10 protein-coding genes are annotated in these 13,604 nt (G+C 42.2%); 5 read left to right on the top strand and 5 right to left on the bottom strand.

Annotated features, from left to right (window positions below):
* Positions 1-27 precede the first annotated feature (27 nt).
* The gene (locus QYC40_RS12915; RefSeq protein WP_301990567.1) at positions 28-1,035 is read right to left on the bottom strand and encodes a bifunctional oligoribonuclease/PAP phosphatase NrnA; all 1,008 of its coding nucleotides are present in this window, start codon (positions 1,033-1,035) and stop codon (positions 28-30) included.
* A 118-nt stretch (positions 1,036-1,153) separates the two neighbouring features.
* Entirely contained in the window at positions 1,154-3,778 is a 2,625-nt protein-coding gene (locus tag QYC40_RS12910) for a PQQ-binding-like beta-propeller repeat protein (RefSeq protein WP_301990566.1), read from the bottom strand.
* A 129-nt stretch (positions 3,779-3,907) separates the two neighbouring features.
* Here QYC40_RS12910 and QYC40_RS12905 point away from each other — a divergent pair, with 129 nt between their 5' ends.
* Both QYC40_RS12905 and priA read left to right on the top strand, forming a co-directional pair.
* Entirely contained in the window at positions 3,908-4,297 is a 390-nt protein-coding gene (locus QYC40_RS12905) for a DUF423 domain-containing protein (RefSeq protein ID WP_149526952.1), read from the top strand.
* 698 nt (positions 4,298-4,995) lie between these two features.
* Entirely contained in the window at positions 4,996-7,476 is a 2,481-nt protein-coding gene (gene priA, locus QYC40_RS12900; RefSeq protein WP_301990565.1) for a primosomal protein N', read from the top strand.
* 190 nt (positions 7,477-7,666) lie between these two features.
* On the opposite strand, the gene QYC40_RS12895 is transcribed toward priA, so the two are convergent.
* The gene (locus tag QYC40_RS12895; RefSeq protein ID WP_301990564.1) at positions 7,667-8,038 is read right to left on the bottom strand and encodes a cupin domain-containing protein; all 372 of its coding nucleotides are present in this window, start codon (positions 8,036-8,038) and stop codon (positions 7,667-7,669) included.
* Between the two features lie 159 nt (positions 8,039-8,197).
* Positions 8,198-9,061 carry a DUF4886 domain-containing protein gene (locus QYC40_RS12890; RefSeq protein WP_301990563.1) on the bottom strand — a complete coding sequence of 288 codons (864 nt, stop codon included), beginning with the start codon at positions 9,059-9,061 and terminating at the stop codon, positions 8,198-8,200.
* Between the two features lie 254 nt (positions 9,062-9,315).
* Here QYC40_RS12890 and QYC40_RS12885 point away from each other — a divergent pair, with 254 nt between their 5' ends.
* The 3 genes from QYC40_RS12885 to QYC40_RS12875 all read left to right on the top strand — a co-directional run bounded on the left by QYC40_RS12885 (position 9,316) and on the right by QYC40_RS12875 (position 12,291).
* The gene (locus tag QYC40_RS12885; RefSeq protein ID WP_301990562.1) at positions 9,316-9,972 is read left to right on the top strand and encodes a protein-L-isoaspartate(D-aspartate) O-methyltransferase; all 657 of its coding nucleotides are present in this window, start codon (positions 9,316-9,318) and stop codon (positions 9,970-9,972) included.
* Between the two features lie 71 nt (positions 9,973-10,043).
* Positions 10,044-11,858 (top strand): DNA mismatch repair protein MutS, encoded by a 1,815-nt coding sequence (locus QYC40_RS12880; RefSeq protein WP_301990561.1) that lies wholly within the window; start codon positions 10,044-10,046, stop codon positions 11,856-11,858.
* 28 nt (positions 11,859-11,886) lie between these two features.
* On the top strand, positions 11,887-12,291 hold the full coding sequence (locus QYC40_RS12875) for an acyl-CoA thioesterase (RefSeq protein ID WP_301990560.1): 405 nt from the start codon (positions 11,887-11,889) through the stop codon (positions 12,289-12,291).
* Positions 12,292-12,298: 7 nt separating this feature from the next.
* On the opposite strand, the gene QYC40_RS12870 is transcribed toward QYC40_RS12875, so the two are convergent.
* Positions 12,299-13,363, bottom strand: coding sequence for an NADH:flavin oxidoreductase/NADH oxidase (locus tag QYC40_RS12870; RefSeq protein WP_301990559.1), 1,065 nt, complete (start codon positions 13,361-13,363; stop codon positions 12,299-12,301).
* Positions 13,364-13,604: the final 241 nt, after the last annotated feature.

Genomic DNA, 13,604 nt, shown 5'->3' with positions numbered 1-13,604 from the left:
TTTCTATTTATAACGCTTAAAATATGCTTATGTTAAATAATTCTTATACTCTGGCAATACTGCCTTAAATCTTTCTACAACGCTGTGTAGGTCTTCCGACGAATTTCCGCCGGCAGCATTCAAGTGGCCTCCGCCGTTAAAATGCTTCTTAGCAATCTCATTACAAGGGATATCGCCGATAGAACGCAAAGATAGTTTAATTAATTCAGTTCTGTCAACAAATAATCCAGCCAATCGAATGCCTTTTATGGATAATGCGTAGTTTACTAAACCCTCTGTGTCTCCGGTTGTTACGTTGAATTTCTCCAGATCGTCCTTCGTTAATGCGAATAAAGCAGTATGGTATTCAGGAATCACTTCCAAGCAATTCATCAAGCAATAGCCTAAGAAACGCAATCTGTTTTCCGTGGAACTATTGTAGATATGCTCGTGGATTTCCCAGTTCTTTGCCCCAGCATCCAATAAATGTGCGATGATGCGATGAACATCGGAAGTCGTTGAACGGAAGCGGAAAGAACCCGTATCCGTCATGATACCTGTATATAAACAAGTGGCTATTCTTTCGTCAACTTGATCTTGCTTGTGGCACACATCGGCAATAAAGGAATAAACCAACTGCGCTGTCGCTGCTGCATTGGAGTCCCAATACGAAAGCGCCGCGAAGTCCTCAGGGTCCAAATGATGGTCAATCATCCATTTTTGTCCCTTCGCTTCGCGAATCACGGGTTCAAGAATATTCGTTCTGGAAAGTGCACTATAATCCAAGCAGAACACAATATCTGCCTGATCAAATAACTGTTGTGCAATTGCCGGTTGTTCTGGATATATAATTAATGAATCACGACCAGGCATCCAGTCTAGAAAAGTCGGAAAATCCGAAGATAACACAATGTGTACTTCATGCCCGTTCTTCTGCAACCAGTAATATAAGCCTAAGGATGAGCCTAATGCATCACCATCAGGTTTATGGTGCGTGGTAATAATGATCTTTTTAGGTTCGGTTAATAAATGTAAATTTTCTTCTCCTCTTAACATATGTAATTTGTGATTGCAAACCTACTGAAAAAAAGTTGGCTTTTGAAAAAAAACTATCCCCCTTTAACAAGCTTTTAACAGTGCTTGTCGCATGGGAAAGGCCTTGATGATAAGTTGTTTAGTGCCTGTAAGCATATAGTTTGAAATCCCGGCGTGTACAGATTAGATAGTTTGAAGAATTGTAGTTTATCTTTCCATAATAAAAATGAGGCTGTGCTTCCAGAGGGAATCCATCCACCAACGTACCATTCTCGGCGAAGAGATAAATTAAATTGGTCCCTTGCGCGGCAATTCCCAAACTCATTAATCCGCCAGAACCCGAAGCGAAATAATAAGGCCGATTTTCCACATCCTGGGTAAAGGTATGTTCAAATACTCTTTGCAAGCTGTCCCCAAGTTGGTAAACCTGTAATTGTGGACCATCTAAGACGATGAGTTCAGGCGCAGAAGTGCCAATTACATTTTCAAAATCTGCCGTGTATTTATTATTCCATCTTCCTTCAAAAACTTTGCTGCTTTGTCCGTCAGCAGTCATTCTATAGACATCACCTATATCGTCTGTTGCGTAGTATAAGGTCTGATTTTCACGCACAACGATACCTACGTTGCTTACAAAGTTGATATCTCCGGGAACATCAATCTCCTGCAGCTTACTGCCGCCGGCATCAAAAAAGTAAACACGCCCATAGCTTGTCGTTACGATCGCCTTATTGTCATGAAACTGCACCGGTCCCAGGATTTCTCCCTCTACCTGCACATTGTCCCAACCCTCAATCGGGCCACCTTCCATATCGTAAGCCATTACTCTATTTTTTCCGGGAATCAACAGCATTTGCTGACCAGCCCAGTCTACATAGGTAGGATGGCTAACGGGCTCATCTTTGATGCTCGTCGAAAAGCCTGACAAAGTCTTGCCATTGCTATCAAAACGATATAATCGACGGCGGTCGGTTACTGCCAATAATGAACGATCTTGCAACTGCTGCACCTTGCCTACAATGCGTCCCGCGAATAGTGTAGTCCACAACTTCTTGCCAGATGGATGTACGGCATGCACCGTATGATCCTGTTCCTGCGCAAAAATAAATTGTGAGGTATCGGAATGCTCAAATACAAAAGGACCGGTAATCAGTCGGCTACCCATACTGTAGGTCCATTCGGGTGTTGCCCCCAAGGTATTCTTGCTCTTGTAGATCGCATATAATCGGCTTAGGAAGTTGCCCGAGTTACCGGTCAGCTGCAAAGACCAGGAATAAAATTCCTGCAAGCCAAATTCCTTATTGTTTCTAAAGTTCTTGCTGTATTGCGTTTCCAGGTTATTGGTCAAGAAACTGCTGGCATTCTTCGTATTCAAAAAGACCGTCACATTGGCCTCATTTCCCTGAATTTTCTCGTAATTCTTAAAACCTAAGGTACCAATCAACAAATCCTTTCTACGCCATTTCTGTGCATATTCCTGAAGCGTTGATTGATGGTTCGCCATCACGATAACGCCGTCGATACGCTTGAAATAAGGTCTGCTGAATGCTTTTAATCCTTCCCCATAAAAACGATAGGGGATATTGGAATAGCGGAAGCGATAGGTGCTATCGCCAACAGATTCTGCGACATCGCTAAGCACATCCAGAAATTTGCTGCTGTCTTGAATACTGATAAAACCTAGGTAGTCGGAGTTGTTCTGCTCAACAACAGCGAAATCGCCACCCATCGCCGCCTGAAAGGTAGCTAAGAGATCCGAACGGTTTTTCTCGATCTCTTTGGTCTGTCCCTCCAATTGTTTAGAATCCTCGCTGAGGGCGTGCCATGCCTTCAAGTCATTCTGCCAGACCTTCGCATCGCTATAGGAGTACTCAATAAACATTGCGCTATTGGAAGGGAAATAATTGTAGAGCTTTTGTGTGGTTTTACGCTGATTTGCAAACAATGCGATATACTGCCCCTTCGTTTCTTCAAGCTCGCTCTCGCCAGACAACATTAAAGCATCCTGTTTATAATTGATGTTCCAGGCCGTTTGTCCTTTGATATTGATAAACTGACGAATGAAATCGCCAGGTTTGTTTCTTCTGAATTTATCGACGATCGCCGGAAGATTTTGATGCGCTAAATAAACCGTAAAAGGCGCGTTCCGACTATTGTTTTTATTAAAGAATTCAACTTGTTTGTCGTCGAATTTAGCTAACTTTTTATCCAATGTTTTCAATAACAGTTCCTTGCTGAACGTAGCGAAAAATATGTCATCTAAATAGCTTACGTAAAAGGTAGAATCCGATTTTTCAGGCTTATAACTAAAGAGATGCATACCCAGGGTATCCTGCTGCTGTACCTGATAGTCTGTGCCTAGTTTGGGAAGTATTTCGCTAATGGTTTCCTTATCAATTTTCTCTGTCGTCGGAATACTGAAAAGTGTTGCAATACCTTCTTTTTCCGGGTGGAAGGATACGAACATCTCCTGATCGGTCAGATAGCTGGCGATATCTTTATTGCGCAACAACTGCTGTTTCAATTGCGATAGTTGATCTTGGAAAGAATGGCCTAAAACAGCCTCGAATATCTCGAAATCTTTAAAGATATTATCTGTGGTAGCATCGTTTACAAAAGAAGTAATCAAATACGTATCACTCGGTAGGTAGTTGATGGGCTTAACAGATTTCTTCTCCTCCTTATTTAAATCTCCAAAATAAAACACCGACGCTACGACAACAGCAATAAATAGGAGTATTGAAACAATAATTGTATTTCTCATGAACGCTAAACCTGATATTTCAAAGGTAATAAATCTTCAAGATAGACAAAATTGTAAAAAGTGAAGGCTTTTGAGATTTATTTTATACATTTATAAACGAAAATTTACAAGCAGGTATTTTAGTTAATTATGAACAAACAAATCATTTTAACAGCATCATTCTTCGGTCTGTTAGCTGTGATACTGGGAGCTTTTGGCGCGCATGGCCTGGAAGGAAAGATCTCCGACAAACAATTAGAAACTTGGGGAACTGCAAATCAATACCATTTTTATCACACATTAGCTCTACTCTTCTTATCCACATTCTCTAGAGCAAAGAGCCAATCTATACGCGTATCTTTCATCATGTTTACCCTCGGTATCCTCCTGTTTTCAGGATCGCTATACCTACTGAGCACCAGAAACTTACTAGGACTTGAAAACCTATCTGTTATCGGCCCAATTACACCAATTGGCGGCGTATGCTTTATGGTCGGCTGGATAGCACTCTTTGTCGCTGCAATTAAGCATAGAGCTTAGGTAGTAGTTAGTATTTAGTAGTTAGTATTTAGACCTAGGGCTGCTATTAGATATTAGAGAATAGATTTTAGATATAAGACATATAGCGCCGAGTAGGCGCTTTTTTTGTGACTATCTTTTTCCTTTTTGACATTCGATGTCAGCGGTTTTTCGTTATGGTAGGAAATGTTCTAAGCCAGAAAAGGAATAAAAGTTGTCTTGAACCAGGAAAGGAAGGATGCAAGGATAATCAGGATCAAGCGTATCTTTCTTTCCAATCCTGCCGATCCTAAAATCCTTCCTTTCCTGGTTCAAGACAATAAAACCCATCAATCCAACCATCCAGCTCATCCTAAAATCCTTCCTTCCCTGGTTCAAGACAATAAAACCCGTCAATCCAAACATCCTTTCAATCCAACTATCCAACTCATCCTAAAATCCTTCCTTTCCCGGTTCAAGACACAATACTCTCACATCTAAAATCTATTCTCTATTTTCTAATAGCAGCCCTAGGTCTAAATACTAACTACTATATATTAACTACTATTCAAACCCCTTTCAAACCCAATACATACCCAATTCAAACCCGTTCGAGAAGGGTTATGAAAGGGTTATAAAAGGGTTATGAAAGGGCTTTGAAAGAACTATGTCCAGAAGCAGGTACGTATTTAATCAGACAAAGACAGCCTGATAATCCTTTATTTCTATATTTTTGTAGTATGTCTGAATTGGAATTGTTGCCCCGAAACCGGAAAACACTTTTTGTTGAAGTCGTATTGCCCTTGGCAATTGCAAAGACCTATACCTATCGCGTTCCATACGAGTTGAACGACAGGGTGGAAACCGGTGTGCGGGTTATTGTGCAGTTCGGGAAGAACAAGATTTATTCGGGCATTGTGAAATCCATAACGGAGGAAGCGCCATCCAAATACGAGGCGAAATATATTTTGGATGTTGCTGATGATGAACCGATCGTCAATGAGCGACAGCTACAGCTATGGGATTGGATGGCCGATTATTACATGTGCCATACAGGGGATGTGATGCAAGCGGCTCTGCCGGCTGCCCTGAAAATGGCGTCGGAGACTAAGATTGTTGCATCCGACAATCCTGATTTGGATCGATCCTTATTATCCGATAAGGGTTATATGGTATTGGATGCTTTGGATGTGGCGGGGGAGCTGTCGGTCAATGATGTGATGAAGATTCTAGGGCAGAAGTCGGTTTTCCCCCTGTTGCGGAGTTTATTTGAACATGGTTATATCTTGATTTCGGAAGAGATCAAGGAGAAATATAAACCGAAGACCAAGGTTTTCCTGAAGCTATCGAAAGTGTTTTTTGACGATGATAGCAAGCGTGCGCTACTGGATGAGTTGAATAGAGCGCCGAAGCAACAGGACGCTATTTTAGCCTATTTCCAACTTCGGAAGACCAAGGCGGATATCTCACGTCAGGATTTAATGGAAGCAAGTGGCTGCGGAACCTCCGCGATTACGGGCTTAATCGATAAGGGCGTGCTGGAGGTGGAAGAAAAAGTCGTTAGCCGTTTTGAAGGCACAGATGTACTTTTGTCGCCCGATTTTAAGTTCAGCGAGGCACAGCAAAGCGCCTATGATGAAATCAAAAGTTATTTCAATGAGAAAGATGTGGTGTTATTGCATGGCGTTACGGCCTCTGGAAAAACACAACTTTATATACGATTAATCGAAGAAACGCTTGCTCAAGGTAAGAATGCGCTTTATCTATTGCCTGAAATTGCATTGACGGCGCAAATTACAGAGCGTTTGAAATTGCACTTTGGGGATAAGCTAGGCGTTTATCACTCGAAGTTCAACGATAATGAACGTGCCGAGGTATGGCATAAAGTGCGTAAAGGCGAGTTCCAGGTTATTATTGGGGCGCGTTCGTCCATCTTCCTTCCATTCAAGGATTTGGGCTTGCTGATCGTCGATGAGGAGCATGAAAATTCCTATAAGCAGTATGATCCTGCGCCGAGATATCATGCGCGTGATACGGCTATTTATTTAGCTCATCAGCATCAAGCGAAGGTATTATTAGGGTCTGCTACGCCTTCTGTAGAGTCCTACTACAATGCTAAGGCGGGGAAATACGGATTAGTCAAATTATTAGAACGCTTTGGCGACGCCAAATTGCCGAGTATTCAGGTTGTCGATATTACTGAGGCTTCTCGAAAAGATGAGATGAGTTCGTACTTCAGCAAGGCACTATTGACAGCGATCCAAGAAGCGATTGAACGAAAAGAGCAAATTATCCTATTCCAAAATAGAAGAGGGCATACTCCATTTCTGCAATGTGGAACCTGTGGTTATGTGGCCAAATGTGTCAATTGCGATGTCAGCTTAACGTATCATAAAACCAGTAATCTGTTGCATTGCCACTATTGTGGCTTCTCGGAGGACACGTTAAATGTATGTCCGGCCTGTGGTATGCCGAATATGCAGAGCAAGGGATTCGGTACCGAGAGGGTGGAAGAGGAATTGGAATTGCTGATGCCGGATTTGCGGATTGGGCGTCTCGATTTGGATTCTACGAAAGGAAAATATGGTTTCGACCGCGTGATATCGGCATTTGATAATCAGGAGTTTGATGTGTTGATCGGAACGCAGATGATCACGAAGGGTTTAGATTTTGGAAACGTCAGCCTAATCGGTATCATCAATGCCGATGGGATGATCAACTTCCCCGACTTCAGAGCATACGAACGAGCATTCTCTTTATTCTCGCAGGTTGCGGGCCGCGCAGGACGCCGCCAAGCGGAAGGTACCGTAATCATCCAAACGTATACCCCGAATCACCGTATCCTGGAGCAAGTAAGGAACCACGATTACGAGGATATGTTTATGACGGAAGTTACCGAGCGTAAAAACTATCAATATCCTCCATTCTATAGACTAATCAAATTGGATGTCAAGCATCCCGATAAAGATTTGGTGCATGCCGCAGCAAGTCATTTAGCATCCCTATTGCGACAGACCCTCGGACAGCGCGTGCTAGGGCCGGAACCTCCATTGGTCGCCAGAGTGCGCAATAATTTTATCCAAACTATCACCCTTAAAATCGAACGCAAGGATATCTCCATCGTCAAAGTAAAGGAACTCATTCGACAAGCCATCCTGCACTTCGAACTCGACAAAAAGAACAAAGGAGTACGCGTGCAGATTGATGTTGATCCTTACTAGACTTTAGATATTAGACATAAGACATTAGAGTATTGTTCGCTATTTTTTGGTGATGGAGTAGGGTGAGTATTTTGGATGGATCGGATCTTAGACATAAGACATTAGAGTATTGCTCGCTATCTTTTGGTGATGGAGTAGGGAGAGTATTTTGGGTGGCTCGATTCTTAGAACTGAGACATTAGGGTAAAGCCTATCTTTTAGACGTGTTAAGATTAGAGCTCGTCACTTCAATACGGTCGCCGTGCGCAAGGGGTTCGGAAATAACTAAAAACTCCAGGTCTTCCTTCGAATTGTTTAGTATTCGGTGCTTTTCCAGAGGCTTAATTACAAAGCCCTGTTTCGCTTTAACTTCAAATTGTTTTCCTTCCTTCTCAAATACGGCTTCACCTTTGAGTATAAAGAAGAATTGCTGTGCATGTTCATGATAGTGCATTGTTTCTTCAGTTCCTGCTGGCATACGCTCTTCAATAACACTTAAACCTTCTGTCTTCAACATATGCCAACCATCGCATTTATCCCCCCAATTATAATGTTCAACCAGATTTTTACGGATAATACTCATAATTGATAATTAATTTATTTTACTGAACTAAGGTAGGAAAATAGAATAACTAATCGCTGTATAAACAGCGATTAAGCTAATGAATGTAATAAAACAAATAATAAGATTAATAGACGATTCACAGGAATATCTGTCCTATCGCGGTCTAATGTCTAAAATCTAACGTCTAATCTTTGACACCTTAAACGGCTTCTTCACTGCTTTCTGTGCTGCTTCTTTGGCAATTTTTGCTTGCAGGTCGGTTAGTTTTTCGGGTTTGTATGGGTTTTTTCTGGGATCGAGATTAAATAGTTTTGCGTACCATGTTGCTGCTGCGGTGAAGCGTCCATAGTCGAGGTTGAGGTGGTAACCGTCGCGGGTGAACGTATCGCCGATGCTGCTAGTGCGCGCATTTTGTATGGCTGTTCCTGCAGGGACGATAAAGCTGAAGTCGCCGGATTTGTCGATCTGTGACGTCGCATTTACAATGCTATCGTACATCACGAGTTGATTTTGATTGTAGTTTTTAAATCCTTCGTGTTTGGAGTCTGCTTGGTATGCCCATGTTTGGTGGTAAACCAATTTAGTGTCGGGATTGATATGTGCAAAAACATAGGTCCATACATCTCGTAGGGTCTCCATGATAACGCTGTACTTTCCAGACAGGGGGCTTGCCTGCTGTAGGCTGACGAAATCCCAGTTCTCATCTTCAATAGCATCTTCGATACTTACCTTGTCTGTTTTCGTTTTAGTGCCATCCAGGCTTATTTTGCGGTAATTGTAAACTTTGCTGTTGTTATGTGCATTTTTAAGATGCAGGGACAAAGGTGCTCCTCCGATATACAGGTTTCCGATGACCATCTTTTTATTAACAGCCTTTGCCATTTCATATAAATAGTTCTCCAATGCATCCTCGGAGAAGCTGTTTCCTATAGCCAAAACTTTGATGACATCATCATCATTGGGCGATGTTTCCTGTTCTTGGGCGGCGAGGGGATTGATTTGGAATAGTGCGATCAGAATAATTGTGAATAGTTGCCTCATGGGAATAATATTTAGCGCTTGTGTTGAAAAATATATAGTTAATATTCATTTTGAACAAACCTTACTGGCTTGTCGCCATCTGCTATATTTTGCAACGATGTGCGGTGCAATAAGATAGCATGAATCGATGTTCTAAATTACAAAAATAATAGTTCTTTTACTTGCATTTAACCAAAATTGGACATGGTTCTGACCTTTAATGAATTGCATTTAAACCTTAAAAATTTAATAAATTAAGGGTATTTTTGAGCGATATGGCATACAAGTTTGTAGATAATTATCGGGAGCAAGGCGCTAGGAAGCAACTGGTGAAACATCTGGAGAAGCGAGGGATTGATGATAAGCGGGTGTTGAAAGCAATAGGTAAAGTTCCTAGACATTTCTTTTTCGATGAGACTTTTTGGAATCAAGCTTATCGGGATATTGCCTTTCCAATCGGCGACGGACAGACCATATCACAACCTTATACCGTAGCCTACCAAAGTCAATTGTTGCACATCAATAAAGGCGATAAGGTGCTGGAAATAGGGACGGGTTCGGGCTATCAGACCTGTATCCTTTTGGAATTGGGTGCCAATGTGTATACGATTGAGCGCCAAGAAAATCTATACAAACGCACCATACAAGTGCTGCCCTATATGGGTTATAAAGCGAACTTTTTCTTAGGAGATGGGTCTAAAGGTATTCCTGAACATGGACCTTATGATAAGATTATCGTGACGGCCGGTGCGCCCTTTGTGCCCGAGAAAATGTTGAAGCAATTGCGCCTGGGCGGATTGATGGTGATTCCTGTTGGTGACGAGAAGTTCCAGAAAATGGTAACTATTCTACGAGTGGGCGAGAATGACTTCGAGCGTATCGAGCTAGATACCTTCCGTTTTGTACCGCTAGTTGGCGATCAAGCCTGGTAAGAACATTCTAGATTAATTTTATTCAATAAATATAATGCTCGGTTTTGCCGGGCTTTTTATATTTTTAGCGCATGAGTCAAGAATTTTATCATAACAATATAAAGGCAGTTCGGGAAACAATCGGTAGTTTGGAGAAGCAGATCACCAAGAATTCTTTCCTGCGATTGGCGATTATGATCGGTGGTGGAATATTGGTGTTCCAACTTTTTAAGACCAATAATATATTCCTTGTTGTGGGGACAATTATTGGTATTATTTTGCTGTTTGTCTACCTGGTCTTTCGGCATAGCAAGATTGAGCGAAAGCTACAAGAGGCCAAGGTCTTTCTAGAGATCAACGAGAATGAAATCAAGATGATCGAAGAGCATCAGAATATGTATGCTAACGGGGCAGAGTTTGAAGATCCGAAGCATCCCTATACAGGTGATTTGGATGTTTTTGGTCAGCATTCTTTATTTGAAAAGATCAACCGCTGTGCTACTAAAGATGGTATTTCTTCGCTTGCTTCCTGGTTGCTGAAGGCGTCGCATCGGGAGGATATTTTGGCTCGGCAATCGGCATCAGCAGAGTTGAGTCAGGATCCCGAGCATCTGCAGACGTTTCAAACGAAGATGCTTTTTAATTTGGGTTCCAAGGTTAACTTAAGGACATACATTCAAAGTTATTTCCACGACAAGTCGATGGCTTTTGGGAATGCTTTTATGCGCCTATATGTGCCGATTGCGCCGTGGATTTTCGTTGCAGGCATACTTGTATCCTTATTTGTTTTTAATATTGCTTCCTATCTGATCGCTTTAGCGATTGTACATTTGCTGTGGACAATGAGTCAGGGCGGAAAGGTAAGTCAGTTTTCCAACAAGATTGATAAGATTGGTGTATCACTCATTGCTTTTGCAGACGCGATCAAACTGATGGAAGACAGAACCTATCAGAGTGAGCTCAACAAGGAATTGCAAACGCAGCTGCAGCTGAAGGAAGGTGATAAGAAGCTTTCCGCGGTAATTCGTGAGCTAGGGCAGTTGATCGATAAGCTCGATGCGAGAAACAACATGTTGGTCGGAGCCATCTTGAATATGTTGTTCTTATGGGATTTTAAGCAGGTGATGGCAATCAATAAGTGGAAGGATAACTATCAGGATACGATAATCTCAGGATTTGATGCAATCAGTACCTACGAAGCTTTGATTTCATTGGCAATATTGCGCTATAATTTCCCGGAATGGGTTCAGCCGGAGATTAAAGAAGATTTTCTATCGGATAAACTGCATGCAAAGGATGTAAATCACCCGTTGATCGATGTGAATAAAGCGGTTGCTAATGATTATGATGCTCATGATCATCAAATTGCTTTAATTACGGGATCCAACATGGCTGGTAAAAGTACGTTCTTGCGTACCGTAGGGATAAATGCGGTTTTGGCGTATGCTGGGGCGGTGGTTTGTGCTAGCGAGTTTTCTATCCCGATTTATGAATTGGTAACCTACATGCGTATCAAAGATTCGTTAAACGAGAGTACATCAACCTTCAAGGCGGAGTTGGATCGGATGAAGTTTATCTTGGAGCGCGTGGAGCAGATTCCTGCGAGTTATTTCTTGATTGATGAAATGCTACGTGGAACAAACTCGGTCGATAAGTACTTGGGGTCGAAAGCGATTATTAAAAAGCTGATAGGCTTAAATGGTAAGGGGATGTTGGCGACGCATGACTTGCAGTTGGCGGAGATGTCGAAAGACTATCCACATGCTTTAAAGAATTACCATTTTGATATTCAGGTTCAGGGTTCAGAGATGTTGTTCGACTATAAGTTGAAGGACGGTCCATGTACTATTTTTAATGCTTCCTTGCTGTTAAAGGGCATCGGCGTAGTTGTTGAAAATGAAAATTAGCCCTACCTTTGCGGTCTCAAATAATAAAATGACAGTTCAAGAACGTATCGACGCTAGTGAAACACGCATTGCGATGACTGTGTTTCCTTTCCACACGAACCACCACGACACTCTTTTTGGTGGAAAAGCATTGGCAATGATGGATGAGGTTACTTTTATGTGTGGTACCCGCTTTTGCCGTAAACAATTAGTTACCGTTTCGACGGATAAGATCGATTTTCATAAGGCTATCCCTTCAGGAAGCATCGTTGAAGCTGTTGCGAGGGTTGAATCTATCGGTCGCACTAGCTTAAAGGTTTTCGTAGAGATCTATGTAGAAAATATGTACCATGACGGCCGAGAACTGGCCATTCAGGGACGTTTTACATTTGTTGCGCTCGATGATAATAAAAAGCCTATCCCGGTGTTGGAAGGGCTAGACGTTAAGGATTAATTTTATATTAGTCAATCTTTGCGCGCTCATATTGATGCGCCCAAGCTAAGTCGACAGATAAATCTTTAGCCCATTGATATACGAGATGCGGATCTCTTAAGAAAGCTCTCGCGATAAGTACAAAGTCAGCATGTCCATCTTCAATAATTTGATTTGCTTGCTGAGCAGAGTTGATAAGTCCTACCGAACCGGTGATTAGACCGGTTTCTTTTTTGATATGGCTCGCGAATGGAACCTGATATCCTGCTTCTACAGGGATCTTTTGCCAGTGTACCGCTCCACCGGTAGAAACATCGATAACTTCCACGCCAGCGTCTTTTAATCGATTCGCCAATGCTGTGGACTGTTCTAAGTCCCAACCGCCCTCGGCCCAATCTGTCGCCGAGATCCTGACCCACAGCGAGTGCTCATCGCCCAGTGTATTTTTAACTGCTTCCACAATTTCCAAAAGCAAACGGATGCGGTTTTCAAAGCTTCCGCCATATTCATCCTGACGATTGTTTATCAATGGCGATAGAAATTGATGGATCAAGTAGCCATGTGCAGCGTGGATTTCGAGAATCTGATAACCCGCCTGTACCGCGCGTTCGGCAGCGTCAGCAAAGTCTTTCACGACCTGCTGAATCTCCACTATACTTAAAGCTTTCGGAGGAAAGTCATTTTCATGATAGGGGATATCACTGGATGAAACAGTCTGCCAGCCGTGCTCATCGTCGGGCGCAAACTGATTTCTACTGATCCAGGGCTTATCCGTGCTGGCCTTTCTGCCTGCATGCGCTAGCTGTATCCCCGGAATGCTGCCCTGCTCTTTGATGAAATCCGTAATCTCCCTATATTTTGCAATATGCTCATCTTTCCAAATCCCTAGATCACCATCGGAAATCATTCCCTCCGGACTAACCGCTGTCGCTTCCTGGATAATAGCACCCGACTTCCCGATAGCATACTGCCCCAGATGTACCAAGTGCCAATTATTAGCATAGCCATCCTCCGCAGAATACTGACACATCGGCGATACGACTATTCGATTGGAAAGGGAGATGTTTTTTAGGGGTAAAGTCTTGAAAAGCATAGTTGGAGTAGATATTAGATTTTAGACATTAGATGTAAGATGCAACGCTTTAGCTAGTTTATGTTACATAAGAGAATTTAAAGCTCTTTTTAGTGAATCAGATGCATTCTCCCTTCAGCTAAAGATAACAATATATAACAAAAGTGAGACGGGCTAATTAAAAACAAAAGTACAGTACGGTTTTACGACGCCAGAATCCACTGGATCGGCTCTAAAGTCTAAAATCTACTGTCTAATATCT

Source organism: Sphingobacterium sp. BN32, from assembly GCF_030503615.1.
In the GTDB taxonomy this organism is placed as follows: Bacteria; Bacteroidota; Bacteroidia; order Sphingobacteriales; family Sphingobacteriaceae; genus Sphingobacterium.
The sequence above is the reverse complement of the archived record's forward strand: the minus strand, read 5'-3'. Positions and strand labels throughout refer to the sequence as shown.